Source organism: Methylophilus sp. 3sh_L, assembly GCF_046766015.1.
Lineage (GTDB): Bacteria > Pseudomonadota > Gammaproteobacteria > Burkholderiales > Methylophilaceae > Methylophilus.
Genome location: NZ_JBKOUF010000001.1, coordinates 1028248 through 1052836, shown reverse-complemented (window position 1 = coordinate 1052836; position 24589 = coordinate 1028248). Strand labels below are relative to the sequence as shown.

At 53.5% G+C, this 24589-nt stretch carries 31 protein-coding genes; 10 read left to right on the top strand and 21 right to left on the bottom strand.

What is annotated here, in order from left to right; all coding sequences use genetic code 11:
• The first annotated feature begins 17 nt into the window (after positions 1 to 17).
• The 7 genes from nifX (at position 18) to ACIDF8_RS05365 (ending at position 3189) form a co-directional block, all read left to right on the top strand.
• Positions 18 to 428, top strand: coding sequence for a nitrogen fixation protein NifX (nifX, locus tag ACIDF8_RS05395; RefSeq protein ID WP_412009558.1), 411 nt, complete (start codon positions 18 to 20; stop codon positions 426 to 428).
• Between the two features lie 442 nt (positions 429 to 870).
• Complete coding sequence (locus ACIDF8_RS05390) at positions 871 to 1344, top strand: NifX-associated nitrogen fixation protein (RefSeq protein ID WP_412009557.1); 474 nt, start codon at positions 871 to 873, stop codon at positions 1342 to 1344.
• 9 nt (positions 1345 to 1353) lie between these two features.
• Complete coding sequence (locus tag ACIDF8_RS05385; protein ID WP_412009556.1) at positions 1354 to 1566, top strand: CCE_0567 family metalloprotein; 213 nt, start codon at positions 1354 to 1356, stop codon at positions 1564 to 1566.
• A 9-nt stretch (positions 1567 to 1575) separates the two neighbouring features.
• Complete coding sequence (fdxB, locus tag ACIDF8_RS05380; RefSeq protein ID WP_313983513.1) at positions 1576 to 1872, top strand: ferredoxin III, nif-specific; 297 nt, start codon at positions 1576 to 1578, stop codon at positions 1870 to 1872.
• 11 nt (positions 1873 to 1883) lie between these two features.
• Entirely contained in the window at positions 1884 to 2279 is a 396-nt protein-coding gene (locus ACIDF8_RS05375) for a nitrogen fixation protein NifQ (protein ID WP_412009555.1), read from the top strand.
• 3 nt (positions 2280 to 2282) lie between these two features.
• Entirely contained in the window at positions 2283 to 2627 is a 345-nt protein-coding gene (locus tag ACIDF8_RS05370) for a rhodanese-like domain-containing protein (RefSeq protein WP_412009554.1), read from the top strand.
• A 133-nt stretch (positions 2628 to 2760) separates the two neighbouring features.
• The gene (locus ACIDF8_RS05365; RefSeq protein ID WP_412009553.1) at positions 2761 to 3189 is read left to right on the top strand and encodes a TOBE domain-containing protein; all 429 of its coding nucleotides are present in this window, start codon (positions 2761 to 2763) and stop codon (positions 3187 to 3189) included.
• Positions 3190 to 3202: 13 nt separating this feature from the next.
• Here the strand turns inward: ACIDF8_RS05365 and ACIDF8_RS05360 are convergent, their stop codons facing one another.
• From ACIDF8_RS05360 to nifH, 21 genes are all read right to left on the bottom strand, one after another.
• Positions 3203 to 3589, bottom strand: a complete 387-nt coding sequence (locus ACIDF8_RS05360) for a hypothetical protein (RefSeq protein ID WP_412009552.1) — start codon at positions 3587 to 3589, stop codon at positions 3203 to 3205.
• 61 nt (positions 3590 to 3650) lie between these two features.
• A complete protein-coding gene (locus ACIDF8_RS05355) occupies positions 3651 to 4529 on the bottom strand; it encodes a sulfate/molybdate ABC transporter ATP-binding protein (RefSeq protein ID WP_412009551.1) in 879 nt (292 codons plus the stop codon).
• A complete protein-coding gene (gene modB, locus ACIDF8_RS05350; RefSeq protein ID WP_412009550.1) occupies positions 4526 to 5206 on the bottom strand; it encodes a molybdate ABC transporter permease subunit in 681 nt (226 codons plus the stop codon). Before modB ends, ACIDF8_RS05355 begins: the two co-directional genes overlap by 4 nt.
• Positions 5203 to 5607, bottom strand: a complete 405-nt coding sequence (locus tag ACIDF8_RS05345) for a TOBE domain-containing protein (RefSeq protein ID WP_412009549.1) — start codon at positions 5605 to 5607, stop codon at positions 5203 to 5205. Before ACIDF8_RS05345 ends, modB begins: the two co-directional genes overlap by 4 nt.
• A gap of 42 nt (positions 5608 to 5649) precedes the next feature.
• A complete protein-coding gene (gene modA, locus ACIDF8_RS05340) occupies positions 5650 to 6408 on the bottom strand; it encodes a molybdate ABC transporter substrate-binding protein (protein WP_412009548.1) in 759 nt (252 codons plus the stop codon).
• Between the two features lie 23 nt (positions 6409 to 6431).
• Complete coding sequence (locus tag ACIDF8_RS05335) at positions 6432 to 7952, bottom strand: porin (protein ID WP_412009547.1); 1521 nt, start codon at positions 7950 to 7952, stop codon at positions 6432 to 6434.
• 85 nt (positions 7953 to 8037) lie between these two features.
• Complete coding sequence (locus ACIDF8_RS05330) at positions 8038 to 8865, bottom strand: TOBE domain-containing protein (RefSeq protein WP_412009546.1); 828 nt, start codon at positions 8863 to 8865, stop codon at positions 8038 to 8040.
• 146 nt (positions 8866 to 9011) lie between these two features.
• Positions 9012 to 9461: a hypothetical protein gene (locus ACIDF8_RS05325; RefSeq protein ID WP_412009545.1), complete on the bottom strand. Its 450-nt coding sequence runs from the start codon at positions 9459 to 9461 to the stop codon at positions 9012 to 9014.
• A 64-nt stretch (positions 9462 to 9525) separates the two neighbouring features.
• Positions 9526 to 9885: a hypothetical protein gene (locus ACIDF8_RS05320; RefSeq protein WP_412009544.1), complete on the bottom strand. Its 360-nt coding sequence runs from the start codon at positions 9883 to 9885 to the stop codon at positions 9526 to 9528.
• Positions 9885 to 10388 (bottom strand): hypothetical protein, encoded by a 504-nt coding sequence (locus ACIDF8_RS05315; RefSeq protein ID WP_412009543.1) that lies wholly within the window; start codon positions 10386 to 10388, stop codon positions 9885 to 9887. Before ACIDF8_RS05315 ends, ACIDF8_RS05320 begins: the two co-directional genes overlap by 1 nt.
• A 17-nt stretch (positions 10389 to 10405) precedes the next feature.
• On the bottom strand, positions 10406 to 10729 hold the full coding sequence (locus ACIDF8_RS05310; RefSeq protein ID WP_412009542.1) for a (2Fe-2S) ferredoxin domain-containing protein: 324 nt from the start codon (positions 10727 to 10729) through the stop codon (positions 10406 to 10408).
• A 32-nt stretch (positions 10730 to 10761) separates the two neighbouring features.
• The gene (locus ACIDF8_RS05305) at positions 10762 to 11055 is read right to left on the bottom strand and encodes a ferredoxin family protein (protein ID WP_412009541.1); all 294 of its coding nucleotides are present in this window, start codon (positions 11053 to 11055) and stop codon (positions 10762 to 10764) included.
• On the bottom strand, positions 11052 to 12350 hold the full coding sequence (locus tag ACIDF8_RS05300) for an FAD-dependent oxidoreductase (RefSeq protein ID WP_412009540.1): 1299 nt from the start codon (positions 12348 to 12350) through the stop codon (positions 11052 to 11054). The genes ACIDF8_RS05305 and ACIDF8_RS05300 overlap by 4 nt, the downstream gene beginning before the upstream one ends.
• Positions 12351 to 12352: 2 nt before the next feature.
• The gene (locus ACIDF8_RS05295) at positions 12353 to 13444 is read right to left on the bottom strand and encodes an electron transfer flavoprotein subunit alpha/FixB family protein (protein WP_412009539.1); all 1092 of its coding nucleotides are present in this window, start codon (positions 13442 to 13444) and stop codon (positions 12353 to 12355) included.
• 34 nt (positions 13445 to 13478) lie between these two features.
• On the bottom strand, positions 13479 to 14324 hold the full coding sequence (locus ACIDF8_RS05290) for an electron transfer flavoprotein subunit beta/FixA family protein (RefSeq protein ID WP_412009538.1): 846 nt from the start codon (positions 14322 to 14324) through the stop codon (positions 13479 to 13481).
• 158 nt (positions 14325 to 14482) lie between these two features.
• Positions 14483 to 14818: a nitrogenase-stabilizing/protective protein NifW gene (gene nifW / locus ACIDF8_RS05285; protein WP_412009537.1), complete on the bottom strand. Its 336-nt coding sequence runs from the start codon at positions 14816 to 14818 to the stop codon at positions 14483 to 14485.
• Positions 14819 to 14847: 29 nt separating this feature from the next.
• Positions 14848 to 15597: a serine O-acetyltransferase gene (gene cysE, locus ACIDF8_RS05280; RefSeq protein ID WP_412009536.1), complete on the bottom strand. Its 750-nt coding sequence runs from the start codon at positions 15595 to 15597 to the stop codon at positions 14848 to 14850.
• On the bottom strand, positions 15594 to 16736 hold the full coding sequence (gene nifV / locus ACIDF8_RS05275) for a homocitrate synthase (protein ID WP_412009535.1): 1143 nt from the start codon (positions 16734 to 16736) through the stop codon (positions 15594 to 15596). The genes cysE and nifV overlap by 4 nt, the downstream gene beginning before the upstream one ends.
• 346 nt (positions 16737 to 17082) lie before the next feature.
• Entirely contained in the window at positions 17083 to 18642 is a 1560-nt protein-coding gene (gene nifK / locus ACIDF8_RS05270; RefSeq protein WP_412009534.1) for a nitrogenase molybdenum-iron protein subunit beta, read from the bottom strand.
• 13 nt (positions 18643 to 18655) lie between these two features.
• The gene (gene nifD, locus ACIDF8_RS05265) at positions 18656 to 20113 is read right to left on the bottom strand and encodes a nitrogenase molybdenum-iron protein alpha chain (RefSeq protein WP_412009533.1); all 1458 of its coding nucleotides are present in this window, start codon (positions 20111 to 20113) and stop codon (positions 18656 to 18658) included.
• 145 nt (positions 20114 to 20258) lie between these two features.
• A complete protein-coding gene (gene nifH, locus ACIDF8_RS05260) occupies positions 20259 to 21134 on the bottom strand; it encodes a nitrogenase iron protein (RefSeq protein ID WP_228518672.1) in 876 nt (291 codons plus the stop codon).
• Positions 21135 to 21567: 433 nt separating this feature from the next.
• Here nifH and ACIDF8_RS05255 point away from each other — a divergent pair, with 433 nt between their 5' ends.
• From ACIDF8_RS05255 to ACIDF8_RS05245, 3 genes are all read left to right on the top strand, one after another.
• The gene (locus ACIDF8_RS05255; protein ID WP_194747315.1) at positions 21568 to 22020 is read left to right on the top strand and encodes a group II truncated hemoglobin; all 453 of its coding nucleotides are present in this window, start codon (positions 21568 to 21570) and stop codon (positions 22018 to 22020) included.
• Between the two features lie 33 nt (positions 22021 to 22053).
• On the top strand, positions 22054 to 22644 hold the full coding sequence (locus ACIDF8_RS05250; protein ID WP_412009532.1) for a hypothetical protein: 591 nt from the start codon (positions 22054 to 22056) through the stop codon (positions 22642 to 22644).
• Between the two features lie 487 nt (positions 22645 to 23131).
• Complete coding sequence (locus tag ACIDF8_RS05245) at positions 23132 to 24583, top strand: acetamidase/formamidase family protein (protein ID WP_412009531.1); 1452 nt, start codon at positions 23132 to 23134, stop codon at positions 24581 to 24583.
• Positions 24584 to 24589 lie beyond the last annotated feature (6 nt).

Here is a 24589-nt window from a genome sequence, read left to right as displayed (position 1 = left end):
GATAAAGGATACATATCATGAAAGTTGCCTTTGCCACACAAGATTTAAAACGGGTAGATGCCCACTTTGGCTGGGCCAAGCACCTGGCCATTTATGAGCTGACACCAGAAAGCTGGACCTTTTTGCACTCGGTGCCCTTTGATGGCGATTTAAAAGAAGATGGCAACGAAGACAAACTCGCCCCCAAGCTCGAAGTCATCAAAGACTGTGCCCTGCTATATGTCGCGGCCATAGGCGGCTCTGCCGCTGCGCGCGTGGTGGCGCACAAGATACACCCAGTTAAAGTCACGGCCGATGAACCGATAGACGAAATTTTAGGCAAATTGCAGGACGTGCTCAAAGGCACCCCACCGCCGTGGCTACGCAAAGCCCTGCTCAAAGACCAGGCCGCCGCGCTGGACTTTGATGAGGAAGAAGAAACGGTTTAGGTTTTAAAGACTTTTTAAGCCACAGAGGTAAAACCTAAAAACGTATCACCTTGTCATCCTCGCGTAAGCGGGGATCCATATAAGTGATTGACTAAAATGGACTCCCGCTTACGCTGGAATGACGGAATGAGGTTTATTGTGACAAAACAAGTAGCGTTGCAATAGCGGTAGAGGTAAAGCTTAAAACTCGAACGTTGAATTAGCTTCTCTCTGTGACCTCTGCGTCCTCTGTGGCTAAAAAAGATTTAAACCCTTTACTTATAGCCACAGAGGGCACAGAGAACACAGAGGTAAAACCAAGTAGGTTTTAAAAATTTCTGTGGCTTAGGTGGCAATAGTTCAAGCAGTATAGGTAAGCGTTAATACTCAAGTTTTGATTTCGCTTTTCTCTGTGAACTCTGAGCCTCTGTGGTGAAAACATATATTTTTTTAGGAGAAAAACATGACAGCAGTCGCTGAAGCGCCAGTAGCCAGTGATCCCTGGACCTCGCCATTTGTGATCGAACTGATTAAACAATGGCGGGCGCAAGACACCCATGGCGCCTGGGAAGGCAAGGACAATGTGACCTTGCTGGCGCCCTACATCATCAGCAAGGAGCAGCGCCGCGAGATGCCGATTATCGGTGACCCGGACCCGGAAACCCTGTGGCGACTGGAGTTGTTTTATAACGCCGTGGGCCTGGCAGTCGAGCGTGAAACCGGCGTCATGGTCTCGCCCATGATGAAAATGCACCATGAGGGCTTTGGCAAGATGTTGCTGACAGCGGGCCGTCTGGTGGTGGTGAACAAGCACTTGCGCGATGTGCACCGCTTTGGTTTTGAAACCATGGACAAGCTGGCGGCTGAGGGCCAGAAGCTGGTACAGGCCGCGGTGGAGATGATACAAAAATTCCCCGAAGTGGTGAATTACGGTTAGGAGCGCGCCATGAGTGACATAGAAACGAGTGACGTAGACACCATCAAGGCCGAGGTGAAAAAGCTGAATGCCCAGGCCACCCAGCTCAAAATGGACTTGCATGATTTGTCTGAAGACCTGCCAACCGGCTGGGAAAAAATCCCGGAGGTGGCCGAGAAAACCTTTAAAGCCTATCAACAACTCACTGCTGCGCGCCTGAAGTTGGCGGCAGCCGGTGGTTAGGAGCGTGCCATGGCATTTAGCGTAACCTTACCCAGCGGCGTGGCGTGGACACCGCAATTTGCAGAACAGATCGCCGAAGAAAAATGCATAGGCTGTGGCCGTTGCTTTCGCGTCTGCGGCCGTGATGTGCTGGAACTGGTCGGCATTACCGAAGACGGTGACCGCATCGCCATGACCCTGGGCGATGATGAGGATGACGAGTATGAAAAGAAAGTCATGACCATTGCCCATCCGGAAAACTGCGTGGGATGCGAAGCCTGCGCCAAGATTTGTCCGAAAAAGTGCTATACCCACGCCCCAGCCTGAGGTGAAACGCTATGCAAACAAGCCTCTCCCCGCCCAGTCCTGTTGTAGCTACCTCCATGTTGCCTTCTGGCCATGGCTGGGAGGAGTTTGAGGATTTGATCGCATTGTTGATGGCACATGCGCTAGATCAACACGTGAACACTTATGCACTGGCAAGATTGATTGCCGGCACCTGCTGTAGCGGCGCCAACCATTTGTGGCAAGACCTTAAACTGTCCAGCCGCGCCGAACTGTCGCAACTGATGCGCGATTATTTTCCGGCATTGGTGGCCAAAAACAGTAGCGACATGAAGTGGAAAAAGTTTTTTTACCGGCAGCTGTGCGAGCAGGAAAACGTATTGATATGCAAATCGCCCAGTTGCGGTGTCTGTGTGGATTATGAATTATGTTTTGGACCAGAGGAGTGAGCTATGAGTTGGCAAACCATTGCTGCGGCACAAGCTGCCGAAATGTTGAGTAACCCGGAACGTTTTGCGGAAATCGCCCTCTTTGATACGCGCGACCTGCATACTTATCAGCGTGGACATCTCCCTGGCGCAGACCAGTTGTCCGAATTCAAGTTGGAACAGATATTACGCAGCCTGCCCCGCAATATCCCGGTGATGATTTACTGCTACCACGGTCATGCCAGCAAGGTGTTTGCGCAGATGTTTGACGACTTCCGCTACAAGGAAGTGTATAGCGTAGAGGGCGGTTACGAGGCATTGGCGCCGCTGGTGAAAGCCCTGCCGGAAACCCTGGCACACGCTGCGTGAGCCTGATGCTTGCGTCGTCTTCTTGAGGCGCAATATAGTGGGGTCCCAGCCAGCCGGTCAAACGTTGCGGTTGATGTTATACAGCGTAAATCCCTACACTGCTGGCATCTAAACACCTCAAAAGGAAGCCATCATGAATATCAGTGCCCGTAACCAGTTTCAGGGAACCATCACGGCGGTACAGCCTGGCAGCGTACATAGCGAAATTGATATTGCCCTGGGTAACGGCGACACCCTGGTGGCAGTCGTGACGAATGGCAGCGCACAACGACTGGGCCTCAGCCCCGGCAAACCGGTATTGGCCCTGGTTAAAGCTTCCTCCATGATGGTGATGACGGATGCCGAAGGCTATGCTTTAAGTGCCCGCAATGTGTTAAAAGGCGTGGTCAAGCAAGTGGTGAATGGTCCGGTCAGTGCCGAGGTTAAACTTAGCTTGCCCGGCGGTAACGCTGTCTTTGCGACAATCACACATGAGGCTGCAGCGGCATTGGCCATACAGGAAGGGGCGCAGGCCAGTGTGGTGTTCAAGGCCTCTGCCGTCATCCTCGCTGTCGCCTCATAAAACGCAGGCGCGGCTAGAGACTGGCCACCCATACCGGTGGCTGGGTCTTGAAACGGTGATGGCAGAGATCCAGGCGGTCAGACACCGTAGAAACCTTTAGCCAGCCGCCTTGCTTCAGGCGCCAGGCATGCACACATTCGTAATACACATTGATCAATAACGGAAATTCGTCACAGTCAAAGCCCTCTTCCTGTAACAGAAAACTGTGCTGGTAGTAACAGGCCTCACCGGCGGCATCATACCCCCGCCATTTCTCTGCATTTGCCGGGCGGTCTTGAAAATAGTCTATATGCACAGGCGTGATCACTTGCGTGTGGTACTCGGTCGGTAATGCATGTAGCCAGTCGACCTCGACAACATGCTGTGCCAAGGGGAGTGCGTTTTTTGGTTGCATCATCATTCACCTGCCATTTCATTAGCGATATTGATTCAGACCTTTTGCAGCCGACTGCCGGTGCGGACTAGCGGTCAAGCTTCATCACCATGGGATTAAAGGCTTTAGAGACCAGCATGACATGGTCGCCAGCATGGAGATTGGCAGCTTCATCCGGCATCACCACCACCCGTACAATCTGGTTACTGACCAGCACAGTCAGGGCAACCAGCACTTCTACCGGCTCGATGGCCAGCACTTCCCCGGTAAAGCGGAACTTGCCGCTGGTGCCACCTTTAGCAAACACCTCGACGGGCGCACCGGATTGGCTGATGTGGCCATCCTCAATCACCAGCACCCGCTGTGCCAGCTTGTAGACTTCACCGACATCATGGCTGACGAGGATGGTGGTCAACCCTAACCGCCGTTGCATGTCCCTGAGTTCCTGCTGTAGCAAGCTACGCGTTTGCGCATCCAGCGCGGATAGCGGTTCATCCAGTAACAGCAACTGCGGCTCGGCGGCCAGCGTGCGCGCCAAGGCCAGGCGCTGCTTTTGCCCGCCAGATAAGACGGCAGGCAGGCTGTGCTGCAGCGCCTGTAAACCCATCATCTCCAGCAGGTCATCGACCCTGCTGGCACGTGCCCCTGCGGCTAAGGCAAAAGAGAGATTGCCGCGCACCGTCATATTGGGAAACAACGCATAATCCTGGAACATAAAGCCGACATGGCGCTGCTGCGGTGGTAGATGAATGCCGCGTGCACTGTCATACCAGCATTGCCCGGCAAAATGGATGGCACCGGCATCCGCCTGGGTCAGGCCTGCCAGGCAGCGCAAAATGGTGGTTTTCCCAGCGCCGGAGGCACCATACAGGGCGACCATTTCCCCAGCGTGTAGCTGCATTTCCACCGCCAGTGCCAAGGGGCCGTGAGCGCCTTGCAGGGCTTTTTGCAAACGGATGTCTATCATTGCCTGCCCCCCGCTTTAGCCGAGCGGCGATTGACGATATAGACCACCAGCAAAATGACAAACGACAAGGCAAATAAACTGCCTGCGTAAACATGGGCCGCAGCGTAATTGAGCGACTCCACCTCGTCATAAATGGCAATGGAGGCGACCCTGGTCTGATCCGGCAAGTTGCCACCTATCATCAATACCACACCAAACTCGCCCAGAGTATGGGCAAAAGCCAGGATGCACCCGGATAGCAAGGCCGGTTTGATATTGGGTAACAACACGCGCACGAATGTCTGCCAGCGTGATTTACCCAGTACCCAGGCAGCCTCCTGCAAAGAGGCTGGCAGGTTTTGAAAGGCGGCCTGTACCGGGTGTACCAGGAATGGAAAACTGAAAATCACCGAGGCCAGCACCAAACCGGCAAAACTAAAAGCCAGTTTCAGGCCGAATGCCTGATTAAGCCAGTGGCCAAACCAGTGTTCAGGACTAAACGCCAGCAACAGATAAAACCCCAGCACCGAAGGGGGCAACACCAACGGCATGGCAACCAGCGTCTCTATCACCGGTTTGGCTTTGAATTTGGCCTGGGCCAGCCACCAGGCAAACGGGATGCCGATAATGGCTAGAATCATTGTGGTGATCGCGGCCAGTTTGAGGGTTAGCCAGAGGGGATGCCAGTCTATGCTCATGCGGCCGCTCCCAGAACAACTTCATTGGCTTTAATCAGCGCCTCGACCTGATCCCCCACACGCAGTTGCAGCGCATCCACCGCCCGGCTGGTGATCACCGACTGCAAGCTTGATCCGGCATAAGCCAAGGTCACCACTGCCATCAGTGTGCCACGCTCTATGCCACTGACGGTACAGGGCAAACGGTTACGTAAACTGATCATGCCTTGCAGTTGTTTGGCCAATGAGACTTCCGTGGGCTTGAACATCACCCTGACCGGAGCGCCGATATTCAGATAGGCAGCGGTGCCCGGTGCTTCCAGTAAGGTGGCCGTGAGGCTGCCGCCCGTAATGGCGATATCCACCAGGGAGAGCTGACCGTTACTCTCGATATGGGTAACTGTGCCGGGAAAAGTATTCATATTGACCTATTTAAAATACGCATTTGAGAGGAGAACTTGCCATCAGGGCAGTTTATACCCGTATTGGGCAAAAATGGCCCGGGCTTTTTCCGATTGTACAAACCCGTAAAACTTGCGCGCCGCATCGGCATTGCTGTCTATGCCATGTTTTAAAATCACGATGCCTTGCGCAATCGGCTCATAACTCTCTTCTGGCACCGGCACCCATTTGCCCTTGCCCGCTGTTTCTGGCGCAATCACAATCGATTTGGCACTAAAGCCGACATCCACCGCCTTGCTATCCACATACTGGCTGACTTGGGTAATGCTCTCACCATAGACCAGTTTAGGCTCTATGGCTGCTTTTACCTTGTAGAACTCCATGGCTTTGAGTGACTGCTTGCCAAACGGCGCCACTTTGGGGTTGGCGATCGCTACCTTAGCCACGGCAGGATCTGCCACACCAGCCACGCCCTTGCTTAAATCGGCACCGGTTTGCGACCACAGCACCAGCAGCCCGTAAGCGTATGGTTTGGGCGCTGTCACGGCAAAGCCTTCCTTGTACAAGCCCTCAGGAAACTCCATGTCCGCAGACATAAACACATCAAATGGGGCGCCCTGGCGGACTTGGGTGGCAATCTTGCCTGAAGCGTTAAGTACGCTTTGTGCCTCAATGCCTGTTTGCTTTTTAAATTCAGCCGCCAGATCATCAAACACATATTTGAGGTTGGCCGCAATCGCGACGGTAAACGGTTCGGCCGCCTGGAGCGGCATGGAAACGGCCAATATACCGGCCAGCAAAAGAGAGTGAAATAAACGCATGGGATTTCCTTGTCTGAATAACATTAAAAGTCGAATTGCGCGCGCATGGTGACGGCGTCTTCATGGTTCAGCGTATAGCTTTTGCTCATGCCTGAAACCGTTGCGGTCGTAGTGATCGGGGTATCGAAATGGGTATGCACATAGTTGGCAATCACGCGTACATAAGGGGTCAATATCCAGTTGGCGCCCAAGGTCCAGGCATCAAAGTGGTTGCTACGGCCATTGGCCAGCCTGCCTGTGCCGCTGGCATTCGTCGTGACAAAGTCGCCGCCATCAAATTGGCTATAGCGGGCGCCCAATTGCAAAGCGCCCCAGCCGTCACTGCCCCAGGCGAAATCCTGTTTTGGCCGCAAGCGACCAAACATCCCATCCTTATAGGTACTGGCAAAGGTTTCCCCGGTGACCAGCCAGTTGATGCTCGCATACCAAGCCGTCAGGTCACGGTCAAAGCCGGTGCCATCAAAGTTTTCATAGATATGTTCCGCCTGAAACTTAAGCGGACCATGCGCCAGCGCTAATTCATAGCCCTGCCGGGTTCGCTTTACCGCGCGTGTAAAGTTATCGGTGGAAAAAACACTGTAGCCACGTGCTTCAGTCAGTATCGTGGCCGTGCCACTCCCTGGTTCTTCTTGCCCTCTGGCATAAAATCCCCCTGCATGGATGACGCTATCTTTCCAGTTGGCAAACTGCGCGATATTTCCCACCACGCGCACTAACAAGTCTTTATTGTCATATTTGGCATCGGTTTCATCACCATTGTTGTTCGCCGTAGTCACGCCCTTGCCATTGGTCCAGGAAGCGTTGTAGAACAGGCCTGGCACAGGTTCGCCGAATACCATCACACCGCGATCAAAGGTCGGGCCTAACAGATAATCTGTGACACTGCGCTCCTGAAAATCGGTAAAGTTGGCATTCATCGCACGTTCCAGTCCATAAAAAGGCTTGAACTGCCCCATACGCAACTTCAGTCCGTTGAAACGGACATAGTCGATATTGGCATAGGTCAAACCCACACTGCCGTTGTTAGTGACGCCGCTATACTCCCCTTCCAACCGTGCGGCAAAATCTTTCATCCCAACGTTCACCCCAAGGCGGGCGCGACGCACACTAAATGTATCTGCTGCAGCGACATCTGGTGAAAAACTGCGGTAATCTGCTTGTACTCGGCCATTGATGCCCAGTTTCCAGGCCCCACTCCCGTCCTCAAAACTCAAGCCATTTTTAAAATTGGCATACACTGGCTGACCGGAAGATTTGCCTCGGGCCGAATGCAGGGCTTTGATTTCATCAGCCATCGCTTCCATCTTCCACTGCTGGTCACGTAATAGTTGTGTTTGATCGGTAGTCATCCCTGTAGGCTCCACTGGTTTAGCAGCCGTTTTTAATGCGCTCAACTCATCGGCAAGCGCTTGCATTTGCTTTTGCTGTTGCTCTAACAAGCGTTGTAGCTTTTCAATCCGTGCGTCGACATCAGATGCGGCATCCGTTTGGGTAGCCATCATCATGAGTGCAAGGCCCACGCTAGGGCATATTTTTTTCATCATTTGTCACTTCCTGTTTCTGTTTTTGAAAACTCGAAATAAAGACAGCTTTATAGCGATAGGCAAACAACCTTAAGTCGTTGCACTTTTAGTCGGTCACTCCCATAATCACGCTGCTGGCTTTAAACACAGCCACCATGGTCTTGCCCTCCGCAATCTGCAGTTCGGCCACGCTGTCATTGGTTAAGGTGGCACTCAACACATTGCCTCCTGCACAACGCAAACTCACTTCGGCATTGACCCCGCCTTGATGTACACGGATCACCTCCCCCGCCAGTTTGTTACGGGCACTGAGGCCGCTAGCCGCTGACGGCGTCGCCAAAATCATCCAACTCGCTTTGACCAGTGCCCAGGCTTCACTGCCGATTTGCAACCCAAGCTCGTTTAAACCGTCATTGGTAATCACCGCGTGTATCTGGTCACCACCGGTCAATTGCAACGTCACCTCCACATTGACTTGCGCCTGCTTGATGGCCACCACCTTGCCAAAAAACTGGTTTCTCGCACTGGTTCTCACGGTCAATCTCCTCATCCAGGTGTAGATATTGTCAAAATCAGCGATCCCTGCGCTGGCTGCGGTTAGAAACTTCTGGTGCTCTCGCCTGAGTACACGGCTGGCATCCACGACGCGGATACCGGTTTCAGTCAATTGCGCACCGCCACCGCCTTTGCCACCGGTCATGGTCACCACCAACGAGACTCCGAACAGACTGTTCATGGCGTCCACGGCATCCCAAGCGCCTTTATAACTAAAGCCAGCCAGTTTGGCCGCCTGGGAAATTGATCCGCAGCTGCCGATGTGCTCAAGTAAAGCCAGCCGCCTGTCATTCAGCAGTGCGGATGCACCAGCAGCCGCTTCCGGCCCCAGGGTCAGGGAACCGCCGACCTGTAACCCTTGTGTGTATGCTTGTGTCATTGTTTCTTTGCCTTTTGTCGGGTTTGTCACAATATTTGTTGGAATCATTACGCTATATACTCGATTATATAACGCATGCCATGCTTATGCAGTTTTTGTGCCAAACACCTCACCAATCCCAAAATTTAGAGATCAGGAAAATCGCCTTATTGGCCGCCGCCCGCCATGATCAGGTCAAACACCTGCCGCAATAACAGCAGCTCTTGTTTATCTGCGGCACGCAATGCACTCATATGTTTAAATTCGCCACCCAGCGCAGCAATTTCTTGCTTGGGCGCATCGGTGGTCATATAGCGGCACAGGTGAATACGGACCGGTCCACTTTCATCGTCTGCGCAACCATTAAAATCATGCAGGTATTTGACATGGGCCGTATCTACCCCCATGGCTTGTAACACGCCGATCACTTCAACGTCCATGATCAGCCCAGACACATCTGGTGCAGGGGCTAATGCGACCGCGGCAGAGGCTGGCAAGGCAGTCGGTGCCAACAGGCTGCCGTGCGGCCAGCGCACAAATAGCAAGGCGGTACTGTAAGTATCAAAATGACACAAGATCACCCGGTGCCGGGTTAACAAGGCTGCTGAACTATCCATGATTGTGCTCCCTCGCCGCCCATCAAAAGCGGTATTGCAAAATAATTTCCGGTGCCGCTACCCTTTACAGGGTCATTCTGAACAAATCAGGTTGCTGTTGCCTGAATACCCGTAACCAGATCAGCGTCGCCGGCACCATGGAGCGAATGGCAAACCAGATGGCGTCACGCTCGAAGCCGCCCGACGAACGGACTTGTGAGAGCAGGACATTCCAGCCTGCCCAGTCGATTTCTGCCATCATGGTTTTGCTTTCCATGGGCAAGCGGTCAATGTTTTCCGCAATAATCCGCAGGTAGCGCAGGGTTTCGGCCTGGGTGAGCTGGCTGCTGAAGAAATCCTCAGGTGCAACATCCTCGGTGAGCGTCAATACCGCTTCACAAGATTGCTGCATGATATTGAGCATGGTGGCACTGGCTAACGTCATCACGGCACTCCATCGGCATAAGCTTGAATCACTGAGGCACCAACCGTATCTTGCGGGTCTATCTCCTGCAGTTTCTCCAGAATCTGCCGCACATCTGCCAGACGTTGTTGGCGCAGGCGGATATAGGCAAGGGCCTTCAGGCTAAACAGGTAAAAATGTTGCGGCGAATCTATCTGCGTCCAGTTGCAGCTTTGCTGCGTGAGTGATTGCCAGTGGCTGTGGATGTTTGCCTGCCTGGCCGCGGCGTCCAGCGCCATATGCACGGCCCGCTCGGCATCACTGAGGCGGTTGTGCACGGCATACAGTTTGTACAAGGTGTAATACACATGCAAACAGTCAGGGGCGGCTTGCTGTGCCCGCAACAACAGCGATTCCGCTTCACGCCAGTCCCGGCTGGCCGCTGCCGCCGCCAGGTAACCGGCGATTGGCGGTGGCAAGTCTTCCTGGGCCACAATCCCAGTCATGGCGCGCGAGGATTGCCGGGAAACACTGAGGGAAGACACCTGTATACCTTGCCCGCTTACCACACGCTTTCGGGCACTTTCAGGCGCTCGACCACTTCGCCTGCCAGCAGGTGTTTGTCTATGATTTCGGCCACGTCGTCTTTGCTCACGCCACCGTACATCACACTTTCCGGGTAAACCAGCACATGCGGGCCACTGTCGCAAGGGCCCTGGCAACCGCTAAAAGTGACCGAAAACTGCTCCCACAAATTGCGCGCCTGTACCTGTTGCCAGAACGCCTGCACAATCTCATTGCCGCCCCGGCCCTGGCACGAGCCGCGTGGGTGACCCGGTGGCCTGGCTTGGTTACATACAAAGACTTGTCTGGCGGGTTTACTCATGAATCTCTCCAACAATGCAATACAAAAAAGGATTAACCGAACTTGAACAGGATGCCGTAACCCCCACGCGGATACTCCCACGCCACGTTGCGGTGCTCGTTACAGATAATGCGGCAGGTGCCGCACTCCAGGCAGCCATCGCTAATCACGGTGACATTGCCATTGCCTTCCATGGTCCAGCAGCCCGCCGGGCAACAGACGGTACAAGCGTGGCTGTCACAATGGCGGCAGATGTCGGCATCTTTAATCTGGATATGCGGTTTACCGCCATCCACCTTGTAGCGGTTCTGGAACAGTTTCTCTTCAACCTTGGCGACAATACTCATTCAAAAGCCCTCCATAACTTGAACGCGTCTCCCATCAGGCCGACCAGCGAGCGGCGTTGACGGAAACTGCGGCGTATCTGTTTTTCTTTAGATTTTTTATCCATGCCATCCACGGTCAACATGGTGTGGGCGGCTTTGGACAGCAACTCAGGGTAGTCATTGAAGAACTGCGGATTTTTGTGGAAGATTTCCGGCATGTCCTTGTACTTTTTCAGGTCTTTCATGACAAAGCTGTCGTTAAGCGTGGCCTGGTAGCGCTTAAGGTTGGCCTTGCTGAAGGGCAAACCCTCGGCACGCAGTGCAATCAGCGTATCCGCAGCCACCATGCCGGTGGTCATGGCCAGGTTGGAGCCTTCGCGGTGCACGGCATTTACAAACATGCCAGCGTCACCGACGATGAGCCAGCCCTCGCCATATAAATCTGGCATGGCGTTGTAACCACCCTCCGGAATCAGGTGCGCGGTGTATTCTTTCATCTCGCCGCCTTCAATCAGCGGCTTGATGGCCGGATGTGCTTTCATTTGCTCCAGCAAGGCATAAGGCGTGGTTTGCTGTGCTTTAAAATCGGACAGCATACAGCCGACGCCGATGGTGACCGACTCACGGTTGGTATACAGAAATCCGGTGCCCATCATGCCCTGGGTGATTTTGCCCGCCATTTCGATGACCACGCCCTCTTCGCCCTTGACGTTAAAGCGCTGCTCGATGAGCTCAGTCGGCATGAAGTGGATCTCCTTGACGGCCAGCGCCACATCTTTGGGATGCAGCTCTGGATGAAACCCGGCCTTTTTAGCCAGGTAGGAGTTGACGCCATCAGCCAATATCACCGCATCGGCATAGATTTCGCCGCCCTGGCGGTCGGTGCGCACGCCGATCACACGCTGTCCATCCAGCAACAGCTCGGTCACGGTGGTTTCGCAAATCACTAGCGCCCCGGCTTTTTGCACCCGCTCGGAAAACCACTTGTCAAACTGCGAACGGATCATGGTGTAACGGTTATAGGGCGGCTTGTTAAAGCTGTCCGAGCGGTAATGTGAGCCCATATAAGAGTCGTCATCCAGTATCCACATGCGCTGCTCAATGATATGCCGTTCCAGCGGCGCATCGTCCCTGAAGTCAGGAATCAGTTTTTCCAGCGCATCTGAGTAGAGGATGGCGCCCTGCACGTTTTTTGAGCCCGAGCTTTCGCCGCGTTCCAGTTGCAGCACACTTAAGCCCGCCTGCGCCAGACGCAAGGCAGCCGCATTGCCGGAGGGGCCTGCGCCCACAATAATCACATCAAATTTTTCACTCATGCTTAGCCTGCCTTTCTTGCGGTTGCCAGGTGTGCTTTAAATGCCTCGGTGAGTGCCGGCAATATGGTCATGGCGTTGCCGACAATGCCGTAGTGGGCAAAGTCAAAAATCGGCGCATTGGGATCATTGTTGATGGCGATAATCACATCCGAGGCATCCATGCCAACCCGGTGCTGGATGGCGCCGGAAATACCCACTGCGATATACAGTTTGGGGCGTACGGTTTTGCCAGACTGGCCGACCTGACGGTCCAGCTCTACCCAACCCGCCTGCACCACGGGGCGAGTGGCGCCGACTTCTGCCCCCAGCACTTGCGCCAGCTCCCAAATCAGTTTGAAGTTTTCCGGCTTTTTCATGCCGCGGCCACCGGCGACGATAATGTCGGCAAACGGCAGTTGCGGTTTGTCTTGCATCTCGTCCGGAATAAATTCCAGCACTTTGGTAATGATGCTGTCTTCTATCATGCCCAAGGCGTCTTCAATGATGCGCCCACTCCGTGTCGCGTCGCGCTCTGGCATCGCCATCACACGAGGCCTCACCGTGGCCATTTGCGGCCGGTAATTCAGGGTCTGGATGGTACACAGCAAGGAGCCGCCAAAGGTCGGGCGACTCGCCAGCAGGCTGCGCACGTCGAGGTCGATATTGAGCTCGGTACAGTCAGCCGTGAGGCCGGTTTTAAGGGTGGTGGCGACACTGCCTGCCAAATCGCGGCCCAATGTGGTTGCACCAAGGAACAAGATTTCGGGTTGGTATTTGTTGACCAGATCAGTCAGCCCTTTGGTATAAGGCTCGTTGCGATAATCTTGCAGCAGCGGGTCTTCAATCAGGTAGCACAGGTCTGCGCCATGGTAAAAGGCCTCCTGGCAAAAGCTGCGGGTGGTCTCGGCGGGTGGGCCCATCACCACGCCGGCCAATTCCACACCCAGCATATCGGCCAGTTTGCGGCCCTCGCCTAGCAACTCCAGCGAAACGGGATGGATGGCGCCACGCTCATGTTCAATAAACACCCAGACGCCTTTATACGCTTTCAGACGTTCATCCAGCTCAAACTTCTTCTTGCCTGCCGGTGCCGGTTTTTTGGTTTCTTCACTCATATGGATTCCTTTACTTCATGCGCCCTGGATCTGTTCAAGCTGATCGCTTCAGCAGTTCTTTCTCGATGTTGGGAAACTTGGTAAACATTTTGGCAAGTAAGGTCACGCTCAGGTCTTTGGGCTCGTTGCTTTCGCATTGAATGATCTCGGCCTTGGTCGCGCGTGGTGTCGGTGCAAACACTTTAGAAACCACGGTAGGCGAGCCTTTCAGGCCGGTTTTGGTCGGGTCTTCAATCCCGGCGGCATCTTTGTTCCAAATTTTGACCGGATAACGGGCCGCACGGAACATATTGGCCATGGTGGCAAAACGCATTTCGTTATTGCCTTCGAGCACGGTAATCAGGCTGGGGATTTTGGTTTTGAGCACCTGCACGCCGCCTTCAGAACGGCGCTCGACCACGATTTCTTGCTTGTCAGTATCCAGCGCACGGATTTTTGAAACATAGGTGAGCAACTGCATATCCAGCCGTTTTGCCACGCCGGGGCCGACTTGCGCAGTATCGCCATCAATCGTTTGCTTGCCGGTAAACACCAAATCGACAGGAATATCCTTGCTGATCTGCTGGATGGCCGCAGCCAGCGCATAGCTAGTGGCCAAGGTGTCAGACCCGGCAAAAATACGGTCTGTCACCAACACCGCGTCATCTGCGCCATACGAAATCGCCTTGCGCAAGGCCGCCTCGGCCATCGGTGGCCCCATGGTGAGCACGGTGACACGGGCACCATATTCATCTTTCAGGCGCAACGCTTCTTCCAGCGCGTACAAATCATAAGGGTTCACAATGGTCGGCACGCCCTGCCGCATAATGGTGTTGGTCACCGGATGCACACGGATCTGCGCGCTGTCTGGCACCTGCTTGATACAAACCACAATATGCATAACGTTTCCTTCCTCTGGCTATCGGGGCACGCATTTGCGCCCTGTTACATAGGCTATTGCAACAACCATGCCACGCCGTTAAAAAATATTTTTTATATATAATTCAGTCACTTATAAATAAATATCACTACCATACAATTTGTCGCAAAGCCGACAAATCAGGCGCGTTGTGAAGGCAATGTCTGGCGCAAACTGTTGAGATTGAAGGTTTTACTGCCGTCAGCCTCTTGGAATACCTTAAACACTTTTTCGGTGGCGGCATTGGAGTGTACGAAGTCGTCATAGGCGGTTTGCAGCAACCGCTGGTAAGCAGTCAGTTGCACACTTTCCGGTTGGGATGAATCCACCTGTTCACGCGCCAGATATTGCTGAAAGCGCTTGAGGATATGCAGGCGGTTGACGTGTACCACTTGCGGGTCATACGCCACATCAAGAAACTCAAAAAACTCTTCAGCAGCAGAAAAAGTTTGCATACGGGATAACAAGGCACTCATAAGGCTCTCCAGGAAAAATCTTGGTTAAATCAGGAATCCAGGCGTTTGCGCGAGCTGGCTTCGGCCACACTGCGTTGTACCAGTGCTTCGGACTCGGCCCGCTGGCCTTCGCGCATCATGGCCAGGGTGCGTTCCAGCTGGTCGATCCGGTCAAGCAAGGCACTGACCGCCTTGCCTACCGGGTCTGGCATCAAATGGTGGTCGAGGTCTATGCCTTGCTGGGGCTGGCGGCGGGCATTGTCAGGCAGCACCACGCGGCCGGGGATGCCGACCACGGTCATTCTTGCCGGAATATCCTGTATCACCACCGAGTTGGCGCCCACCCGCACCTCTGCACCTACAACCACCGGCCCGAGGATTTTGGCGCCCGCGCCCACCATGACGCCGTCACATAAAGTGGGATGACGTTTGCCAGGATTCCACGATACGCCGCCCAGTGTCACGCCGTGATACAGCGTGACATCGTTGCCAATCACGGCCGTTTCGCCAATGACCACGCCACAGCCATGGTCGATAAAAAAACGGCGGCCGATGCAAGCACCAGGGTGGATATCAATTTGCGTGAACATGCGCGTGGCATAACTCAACCAGCGTGCAGCAAAGCGCCAGCCGCGACGCCACAAGCCATGTGAAATGCGGTGCATCAAGGTGGCATGCAACCCGGGATAGGTCAGCAAAACTTCCAGCCAGTGGCGCGCAGCCGGGTCGCGCTCAAACACACAGGCGAGGTCTTCACGCAGCAAACCAAACAATGACAGTGTGGGTGCGCCTGCATTCATGACATGCTCCCCGGCCTGGATTGGCCTTGCAGATAAAAATGCTTGAGTTCTTCCATGAGCGGACTACGCTTGGTCGTCACGGCAAACTGGCGGATGCGCTGCAACAACCAATCGGTTTCGTCTGACTGCAGAGAGATGCCTAATTGCGCATAGATATGCCGCACACCATGGCTGCCGGAATGCTTGCCCAGCACCAGATGCCGCTCGCGCCCGACTGCGGCCGGATCAAAGCCTTCGTAGGTGGCCGGGTCTTTAAGCAGGCCATCCACATGCATGCCAGACTCATGGGTAAACACTGCCGCGCCAACAATGCTTTTATTGAGCGCCACTGCCCGCCCAGACGCCTGCGCCACCAGCTGCGAAATCTCGGGAAAGGCATGCATCTCCAGGCCAAGATCCAACCCGTGGATACGCCATAAGGCGGTGGCGACTTCTTCGAGCGGCGTATTACCCGCCCGCTCGCCCAGTCCATTCACCGTCGTATTGACATGGCTGGCCCCAGCACGAACCGCCGCCAGTGCATTGGCCGTGGCCAGGCCGAGGTCGTCATGCGCATGCATTTCGATGTCCAGCGTTGTCATCGCACGCAAGGCTGCAATGTGCTCATAGGTGGTAAACGGGTCAAGAATGCCCAGGGTATCGGCATAGCGAAAGCGGCAAGCCCCCGCCGCTTCTGCCACCGCCACCACCTGCTGCAAGAAATGTGGATCTGCACGCGAGGCATCTTCCCCGCCCACCGACACCAGCAAGCCCTCCTTGCGCGCCTGCGATACCACCTGCGCTACCTGCTGCAACACCCACGACCGGTCACGCCGCAACTTGCGCTCGATATGCAAATCAGACACCGGCAACGACAAATTCACATGGCGCACCCCGGTCCGCAAACATGCCAGCAAATCGCCCTCGGTCATGCGCCCCCAGACCATTAGCCTGGTAGGCAACTGCAAGGCTGCAATCGCGCGTATATCGGCAATTTCCGCCTCGCCCATGGCTGGAATGCCCACCTCCAGTTCCGGTACACCCAATTCGGCCAAAGCCAACGCAATCTGCAATTTCTCGGTACGGCTAAACGCTACCCCGGCAGTCTGCTCTCCATCACGTAAGGTGGTATCGTTGATGACTGGCTTGCTTTGTCGCATCGTGACATCTCCGAATGTATTACTATTGAAATAGCACAGGCTGTGCCAAGATAAATTTTTAATTAATAAATATTTAAAAACAATGTGTTATAAATAATTTTTAAAGTGATTTGGCATTGTATGGTTTGCGACAAAAGAATCGGTGATGTCGTGAATGTATGAATGAAAATATGGATTGGAAAAGTAATAAATATGGATTGCCATTTCATCCTGATAAAAAAAGCCTCCCAACCGGGAGGCTTAAACACTCAACAATCGATCATTGTAAAGTGGGGGAAGAGACAGGACTGCATTGCTGCCGGGCCAGGCATCGAACTGCCCTACCCGGTATGCGTTCAATCACAGACTAGCGAATGATATCGAAGCTGTAATCGGTGGTGGCGATGCCGTTAGTGCTGATGTCCATCTGGTCAAAGATCTTGTCCAGGATAGTGACCAGCACATTGAGGGCCCCTTGATAACCCCACACCGGATAGCGGTGTTTGTGGTGGCGATCAAAAATCGGGAAGCCCAGACGGATCAGCGGGATACCGGTGTCGCGGTCCAGGTATTTACCGTAGGTGTTGCCGATCAGGAAATCGACAGGCTCGGTAAATAACAGGGAGCGCATGTGCCACAGGTCTTTCTTCGGATAGACCTTGCAGTTTTTGCCAAACGGGCTGGCATCAAACAGCGCTTGTACCTTGGCAGCCCAGGCATCGTCACCATTGGTGGAGAGTACCGTCGTTGGCTCAGCACCCAGCTCCAGCAGGAAGCCGGTCAAGCCCAACATGAGGTCAGGGTCACCATACAGGGCAAATTTCTTGCCGTGGATATGGGCACTGGAGTCAGCAATGGCATCCACCAGACGGCCACGCTCTTTGGTCAGGCTGGCAGGAATAGGCTTACCTGACAGTTTGGAAATAGCCATCAGGAACTCATCTGTGCCTTTCACGCCTACGGGGTGATGCAGCTTGACCACTTCCTGGCCCTTGCTCTGGATATACTCGGCAGTTTTTTCGGCGCAGATGGACTGCATGACGATAGTGCCTTTGGCATGAATCGCATTGGCGGTGTCTTCCAGTGTGGTCCCACCGTCATACATGCGGAACTCGCCATCAGTCGGGGTATCCCAGGCATCGGACGGGTCGCACAGCATGGTCGGGGTGATACCAAACTCGTTGAACATACGTTTGATTTCACGGTTATTGCCAACCACGTAGCCGTCAAAGCCGCCGATAAAGTTAATGCTGTCATTCGGCTTGCGCTCTAATGCGGGTACAGTGCCGGCTTTGCCATCCCAGAAGTAGTTGAGAATGCCTTTGAGCGCGTTGTCGTAGCCGGTGATATGGCTGCCGACGAATGCAGGCGTGTGGGCAAACGGCACATCGTAGTCAGCCGGGATGGAGCCTTTTTCGCGTGAGGTCTTGATGAAAGCGTTGAGGTCATCACCGATCACCTCGGCCATGCATGTGGTAGAAACCGCAATCATTTTTGGTTTGTACAAACTGTAAGAGTTGGCCAAACCATCAATCATGTTGTTCAAACCGCCAAACACGGCCGCATCTTCCGTCATGGAAGAAGAGACGCAGGAAGTCGGCTCTTTAAAGTGACGGCTGAAGTGCGAGCGGTAGTATGCCACGCAGCCTTGTGAGCCGTGCACAAAGGGCAAGGTCCCTTCAAAACCATTGGCAGCAAATACCGCTCCAAGTGGCTGGCATGCTTTTGCCGGGTTCACCGTCAACGCTTCGCGGGCAAAGTTTTTCTCTTTGTACTCCTGCGTTTTGGCGTATTCGACCTGCTTTTTCACCTCGTCGGCAGGCACGGCAAACTCAAAGTTCTTTTTCTTGTTGGCGAACATTTCCGTATATTCGGGTTCGCGGAACAGTTCAAAATGGTCTAAAACCTTATCAGCATTCTGGCTCATGTCAGTTCTCCTCTTAAGCCGCTTGTTGCCATGGTGCTTTGGTCAAGCCCCATACCGGATTGTTAATCGCCATGTCCATATCACGGGCAAAAATCGCAAAGCCGTCATAGCCGTGGTAAGGGCCGGAGTAATCCCAGCTATGCATTTGACGGAAAGGCACGCCCATTTTTTGGAACACGTATTTTTCCTTGATGCCGGAACCGACCAGGTCTGGTTGCACGGCTTCTACAAACTTCTCAAATTCATAACCGGTCACGTCGTCATAGATCAGGGTGCCGTCTTTGACGTAATGGGTGGTCCGCTGGTAGTCATCGTTGTGGCCAAACTCGTAGCCGGTACCGACCACTTCCATGCCCAAATCCTCATAGGCACCAATCACGTGACGGGGGCGCAGGCCACCGACAAACAGCATGACTTTTTTGCCTTGCAGGCGTGGTTTGTATTTGGCGATCACGGCATCGGTCAGTGCCTTGTATTTGGCAATCACCTGCTCGGTTTTTTCCTTGATGCTGTCGTCAAAGAAGCTGGCGATTTTGCGCAGCGATTCTTCGATTTTGGACGGGCCAAAGAAGTTGTACTCTACCCATGGGATCCCGTACTTCTCTTCCATGTGGCGGCTGATGTAGTTCATCGAGCGGTAGCAGTGCAGGATGTTGAGTTTGGCCTTGGGTGTGTTTTCCAGCTCGGCAATTGAGCCGTCACCGGACCACTGGGCAATCACGCGCAGCCCCATTTCTTCGAGCAGGATACGGCTGGACCAGGCATCGCCACCGATGTTGTAGTCACCGATAATCGCCACGTCATACGGGCTGGCCTCGAATTTGTTTTTGTCGGGGTCGGTTTTATCAAACACGAAGTCACGCACGGCGTCGTTAGCAATGTGGTGACCCAGGGATTGCGACACGCCACGGAAACCCTCACAACGCACAGGCACAATCACCTTGCCTTCATACTCTTTGGCTTTCTTCTTGGAAACGGCTTCGATATCGTCGCCAATCAGACCAATTGGACACTCGGACTGCACGGTAATCCCCTTGTTGAGCGGGAACAGTACCTGAATTTCGTCGATAATTTTTTCCAGTTTTTTGTCACCGCCAAACACGATGTCTTTTTCCTGGAAGTCAGAGGTAAACTGCATGGTGCCGAAGGTGTCGATACCGGTGGTACCGATGTAGTAGTTACGGCGTGACGCCCAGGAATACTGGCCACACCCAACCGGGCCGTGAGAAATATGCACCATGTCTTTAATCGGGCCCCACACCACGCCCTTGGAACCGGCGTAGGCGCAGCCACGGATGGTCATCACGCCTGGCAGCGATTTGATGTTAGATTTCACATCACACTCGGATTTGCCTTCTTCATACACATTCAAATGTTTTGCACGTTTTTTGGCGGACTTTTCAGGATAGGCTTTTAACACCTCCTGAATCAGCTCGGCGCCGTTGACTTTTGTTTCAGCAGTCGCACTCATCGTTGTCTCCTATGTTCGACTAAAAACCAGTGATAAAAAGAAACTTTTCAAAAATTGTTGAAATTGCCTGGAAGTAACCTCCTCAACTTTTGAAACCGTCTCTGGAGGGGTTGGCAAGGGGCAAAAGCCCCCTGCCAAAGACTGACTAAGCTGCGGTTGCCGCTTTACCAATCAGTGTTTCATCCTCTTTCTTCATGATGCCGAAGTCCATCAACAGGTCTTCCAGCTCATCCATGGTGATCGGGGTTGGGATGGTGCCGTTACCGGCGTTGGCGTGAACTTTCTGTGCCAGTTGACGGTATTCCTCAGCTTGCTTGGAGTCCGGGGCGTATTCCAGCACGGTCATACGACGCAACTCGGCGTGTTGCACCACGTTGTCACGTGGCACAAAGTGGATCAGTTTGGTACCCAGTTTGCCTGCCAGGGCTTCAGCCAGTTCCAGTTCCTTGTCAGTCTGGCGTTCGTTACATACCAGGCCACCCAAACGTACACCGCCGGAGTTGGCATATTTCAGGATGCCTTTGGAAATGTTGTTGGCGGCATACATCGCCATCATTTCGCCGGACATGACGATATAGATTTCCTGTGCCTTGTTTTCACGGATAGGCATGGCGAAACCACCGCACACCACGTCCCCCAATACGTCGTAGGAGACATAATCCACGCCGTCATAAGCGCCGTTTTCTTCCAGGAAGTTGATCGAGGTAATCACACCACGGCCAGCGCAACCCACGCCAGGTTCTGGACCACCGGATTCCACGCAACGGATGTCGCGGTAACCGATTTTCATCACATCTTCGATTTCCAGGTCCTCGACAGAACCCGCTTCTGCCGCCAGGGACAATACGGTGTCCTGGGCTTTTGCGTGCAGAATCAGGCGGGTGGAGTCGGCTTTAGGGTCGCAACCGACGATGAGGATTTTCTGACCCATTTCGGCCAAGGCGGCCAGCGTGTTTTGAGAAGTGGTGGACTTGCCGATGCCACCTTTGCCATAAAATGCAATTTGACGTAATGCAGCCATAATGAAGCTCCTTTGGTTTAAATGAAAATTCGTCGCTGTACGCAGCCATCTTCCGATTCCGAATCGCAACCTAATCACTTTTCTTATCAGGCGATGGATGGTGTCGGCCATGTAGGCTGTGTATGGCAAGGAGCGTGCCAACAGAAAAATTAAAATTTAAGTATTTGATTTTTATTGATATTTTAATAAAAACGCAGTCCACACCCCCTTAAATCCCCTCTGTCGCAAACACGACAAAAGCGGCGCCCAGCGTGCGGTATGAAACAAAGCTTTCTGCATACGGTCAGCCGCCTTTCAATGCGTTGCTTTCTACACCAACTGGCCGCCAAGCCGCATCCAGGCTTGATCCTTGCCTTCTGCAGACCGATTGGCATAGCTGTTGGTATAACACTTGCTGAATCAGGACTATCTGTCAGTTCCCAGAGAGGTCAGGATGCACCAACCATTACCCCCCATTAATCCGGCGCTGGATACCAGCCGCCACAAACCGGTCGCGCAAATTCAAGGCAATCCGCACTTTGCTCAGATCGGTGGAGAAGCGGTCATTAGCCGTCTGGTCGACCGCTTTTATGTGCATATGAACACGGCACCGGAAGCTGCCGCGATCCGCGCCATGCATGCGGCAGACTTGTCTGAAACCAAGGCGGTGCTGGTGCAGTTTCTGATCGAATGGCTGGGTGGCCCCAAGGAGTACAGCCGTGAACGCGGCCACCCGCGCCTGCGCCAGCGGCATGCCATGTTTGGTATCGGCGAGGCAGAAAGAGATGCCTGGATGTTATGCATGCGGCGTGCCCTGCTGGAAGTGGTGACAGATGCCACGTTAAGGGCACAGCTCGATCAGGCTTTCTTTAAAACCGCAGATTTTATTCGTAACCAGCCAGCGTAACCCCTGGCCTCATTTATTTAGGAGAACCTTGCAATGACCACCATGGAAAGTACCATTTTCGGCAAACTCAATGCCGCCAACCGTTTGCAAAACCCAGTATTTAAAGACGCCACCAAAGTGCCAGGCCGCTTTGGATTCCGCGGTGAACTGGCGATTAAATTTGCCCCACAACTGGCCGATGAAGCGCGCCCGCCAGAAATCACCTGCGACCAGGTCATGGCCTATGCGCAGGAAGGCGAAAGTGGTATGCCGTTTTTTACCGGCTACCTGTTGTCATTTGGTTATCTGGATTTACTCGTCGATGCACTCAAAGACGTGCTGCTCCCAGAAGGCAAATATATCGTCTTCTGCAACAATATTGACCTGTTGAAAAAATACACAGTCAAGATGAACGGCAGCACTTTCTACATCCTGCCCATTGATGAAGCCACGGTATATAACGAGCTACTGGAACTGTTGCGCCTGGAAAAAAACGACCTGAAAAAACTGGATACTGGCGCCAAGCTGGATGCCGTCATTGCCAAAGCAATGAGCTTCAGCGCCAACTTCCCTGAAATCAGCTATGAGGAAGGCTTGAAGCTGATGGGGCCCGTGCGTAACCCTAATGAAAACCGCCCGGTATAAACTGCGCTCTCATCCGCTTGCTAACCAACGTTAGCAAGCGTTCTGTGATTGACTCATTTGGTCAAGATTCCAGCCCTGTAAGCAGCGCTGGAATCAGCCACGCCTTGCTTGTAAGCGCCAAAAGATCTGAAATAAGCAAAGCAATCACGAACTACGTTGTTTAACTTATTAATAAAACCCCTCCTGAGTGCCACCATAAAGCAATTACACAAGCTTGGCAGTGAGTCCATTTCGAAACGACGTCCTTTACCTTTAGCTTAAAGTCGCCTCCCTTGAGTCAAGGGGCTTACCGCCTGATGCAAACTTTAAGTTGCAGGATAGCCGCGATGGCTATGGTACGGCACCCCTGACGTTTAAAGCATGGACAACGCGCAACGCGTTCACTCTGCGAGTCAATCTTGTGACTCAGATGCTCTGAATGATTCAAGTGCAGCACTTTTGCATCGCAGCGCATTGCCCCTTTTCTAACACGGTGGAGTCTTTCAATATGTCAGAACATACTTGTAGTCCCGGTTGTCAACATGGTGTTGCCCCAGAACAAGAGGCGCTGGTCAAAGAGGAGTTTCACGAAGCAAGAAGGTCGTTTCTGAAAGATGCGTTTGCGGTGGGCAGTAGCACAGCAGCGCTAGGGGCATTAGGCATCAGCATGTCGCCGAGTGCGTTTGCGCAAAGCCCCAAAGTGGGGACTGGCCGGGCCAATCATTTTTATGTCCCAGCCAATGACAAAACAGTGCATTGGGGATTTTTCAGTAAATCGCTCAAACCGCTCATTGAGGTGGAATCCGGCGACTATGTCACGTTGGAAACACTGACCCACCATGCCAATGATGATGCCGAGCGTATGGTGCGTGGCGATCCTGGGGCTGAAAGCGTGTTTTACTGGGACAGCAAGCGCAAAGGTGTAGATAGGCGCGGCATCGGTGCCATGAATGCCAAAGTGGGCGCTGGCGGTGGTTTAGGTGTCCATATTTGCACCGGCCCGATTGCGATTAAAGGCGCAGAGCCCGGCGATATCCTGGAAGTGCGTATTGTGGATGTGACCCCCAGACCCAGCGCAAACCCCTTATACAAAGGCAAGGCGTTTGGCAGCAATGCAGCGGCCTGGTGGGGCTTCCATTACGGGGATACCATTGAGGAGCCCAAAAAACGCGAAGTCATCACTATTTACGAAGTCGATGCGACCGGCGAAAGAAACTATGCTTCTGCGGTGTATAACTTCCGCTGGACTCCCCAAACGGACCCCTTCGGCATCGTGCATTCCATCATTGATTACCCCGGCGTACCGGTCGACCATAAAACCATCAAAGAAAACCACAATGTCCTGAAGAATGTCCGTATTCCTATCCGCCCGCACTTTGGCACCATGGGGGTCGCACCGAGTGAAGCCGACATGGTTAACTCGATTCCACCTAACTATACTGGCGGCAACATTGATAACTGGCGGATTGGTAAGGGTGCCACGCTGTATTACCCGGTGTCAGTAGCCGGCGGCTTGTTTTCCGTTGGCGACCCGCATGCGTCGCAAGGCGACTCTGAGCTGTGCGGGACGGCGATTGAGTGTTCCCTCACCGGCACCTTTCAACTGATTTTGCATAAAAAAGCCAGCCTGCCTGGCACGGCACTGGAAAGCCTGAAATATCCGTTGCTGGAAACGCAAGATGAATGGCTGCTGCATGGCTTCAGTTATCCGAACTACCTGGCAGATTTGGGGCCAGATGCGCAGAACAGTATCTTTGCCAAATCTTCGGTAGATTTAGCCTTGCGGGATGCTTACCGCAAAATGCGCGATTTCTTGATGACCACCCAAGGACTCACTGAAGATGAAGCGATCTCACTGATGTCTATTGCGGTTGACTTTGGCATCACCCAAGTGGTGGATGGTAACTGGGGCGTACATGCCTTGGTGAAAAAAAGTATTTTCCCGCCGCGCAAAACTTAATGATTC

Excerpts from the sequence above, each read along its gene's own strand:
- nifX (WP_412009558.1), top strand. The coding sequence starts at position 18 with ATGAAAGTTGCCTTTGCCACACAAGATTTAAAACGGGTAGATGCCCAC.
- ACIDF8_RS05390 (WP_412009557.1), top strand. The coding sequence starts at position 871 with ATGACAGCAGTCGCTGAAGCGCCAGTAGCCAGTGATCCCTGGACCTCG.
- ACIDF8_RS05385 (WP_412009556.1), top strand. The coding sequence starts at position 1,354 with ATGAGTGACATAGAAACGAGTGACGTAGACACCATCAAGGCCGAGGTG.
- fdxB (WP_313983513.1), top strand. The coding sequence starts at position 1,576 with ATGGCATTTAGCGTAACCTTACCCAGCGGCGTGGCGTGGACACCGCAA.
- ACIDF8_RS05375 (WP_412009555.1), top strand. The coding sequence starts at position 1,884 with ATGCAAACAAGCCTCTCCCCGCCCAGTCCTGTTGTAGCTACCTCCATG.
- ACIDF8_RS05370 (WP_412009554.1), top strand. The coding sequence starts at position 2,283 with ATGAGTTGGCAAACCATTGCTGCGGCACAAGCTGCCGAAATGTTGAGT.
- ACIDF8_RS05365 (WP_412009553.1), top strand. The coding sequence starts at position 2,761 with ATGAATATCAGTGCCCGTAACCAGTTTCAGGGAACCATCACGGCGGTA.
- ACIDF8_RS05360 (WP_412009552.1), bottom strand. The coding sequence starts at position 3,589 with ATGATGATGCAACCAAAAAACGCACTCCCCTTGGCACAGCATGTTGTC.
- ACIDF8_RS05355 (WP_412009551.1), bottom strand. The coding sequence starts at position 4,529 with ATGATAGACATCCGTTTGCAAAAAGCCCTGCAAGGCGCTCACGGCCCC.
- modB (WP_412009550.1), bottom strand. The coding sequence starts at position 5,206 with ATGAGCATAGACTGGCATCCCCTCTGGCTAACCCTCAAACTGGCCGCG.
- ACIDF8_RS05345 (WP_412009549.1), bottom strand. The coding sequence starts at position 5,607 with ATGAATACTTTTCCCGGCACAGTTACCCATATCGAGAGTAACGGTCAG.
- modA (WP_412009548.1), bottom strand. The coding sequence starts at position 6,408 with ATGCGTTTATTTCACTCTCTTTTGCTGGCCGGTATATTGGCCGTTTCC.
- ACIDF8_RS05335 (WP_412009547.1), bottom strand. The coding sequence starts at position 7,952 with ATGATGAAAAAAATATGCCCTAGCGTGGGCCTTGCACTCATGATGATG.
- ACIDF8_RS05330 (WP_412009546.1), bottom strand. The coding sequence starts at position 8,865 with ATGACACAAGCATACACACAAGGGTTACAGGTCGGCGGTTCCCTGACC.
- ACIDF8_RS05325 (WP_412009545.1), bottom strand. The coding sequence starts at position 9,461 with ATGGATAGTTCAGCAGCCTTGTTAACCCGGCACCGGGTGATCTTGTGT.
- ACIDF8_RS05320 (WP_412009544.1), bottom strand. The coding sequence starts at position 9,885 with ATGACGTTAGCCAGTGCCACCATGCTCAATATCATGCAGCAATCTTGT.
- ACIDF8_RS05310 (WP_412009542.1), bottom strand. The coding sequence starts at position 10,729 with ATGAGTAAACCCGCCAGACAAGTCTTTGTATGTAACCAAGCCAGGCCA.
- ACIDF8_RS05305 (WP_412009541.1), bottom strand. The coding sequence starts at position 11,055 with ATGAGTATTGTCGCCAAGGTTGAAGAGAAACTGTTCCAGAACCGCTAC.
- ACIDF8_RS05300 (WP_412009540.1), bottom strand. The coding sequence starts at position 12,350 with ATGAGTGAAAAATTTGATGTGATTATTGTGGGCGCAGGCCCCTCCGGC.
- ACIDF8_RS05295 (WP_412009539.1), bottom strand. The coding sequence starts at position 13,444 with ATGAGTGAAGAAACCAAAAAACCGGCACCGGCAGGCAAGAAGAAGTTT.
- ACIDF8_RS05290 (WP_412009538.1), bottom strand. The coding sequence starts at position 14,324 with ATGCATATTGTGGTTTGTATCAAGCAGGTGCCAGACAGCGCGCAGATC.
- nifW (WP_412009537.1), bottom strand. The coding sequence starts at position 14,818 with ATGAGTGCCTTGTTATCCCGTATGCAAACTTTTTCTGCTGCTGAAGAG.
- cysE (WP_412009536.1), bottom strand. The coding sequence starts at position 15,597 with ATGAATGCAGGCGCACCCACACTGTCATTGTTTGGTTTGCTGCGTGAA.
- nifV (WP_412009535.1), bottom strand. The coding sequence starts at position 16,736 with ATGCGACAAAGCAAGCCAGTCATCAACGATACCACCTTACGTGATGGA.
- nifK (WP_412009534.1), bottom strand. The coding sequence starts at position 18,642 with ATGAGCCAGAATGCTGATAAGGTTTTAGACCATTTTGAACTGTTCCGC.
- nifD (WP_412009533.1), bottom strand. The coding sequence starts at position 20,113 with ATGAGTGCGACTGCTGAAACAAAAGTCAACGGCGCCGAGCTGATTCAG.
- nifH (WP_228518672.1), bottom strand. The coding sequence starts at position 21,134 with ATGGCTGCATTACGTCAAATTGCATTTTATGGCAAAGGTGGCATCGGC.
- ACIDF8_RS05255 (WP_194747315.1), top strand. The coding sequence starts at position 21,568 with ATGCACCAACCATTACCCCCCATTAATCCGGCGCTGGATACCAGCCGC.
- ACIDF8_RS05250 (WP_412009532.1), top strand. The coding sequence starts at position 22,054 with ATGACCACCATGGAAAGTACCATTTTCGGCAAACTCAATGCCGCCAAC.
- ACIDF8_RS05245 (WP_412009531.1), top strand. The coding sequence starts at position 23,132 with ATGTCAGAACATACTTGTAGTCCCGGTTGTCAACATGGTGTTGCCCCA.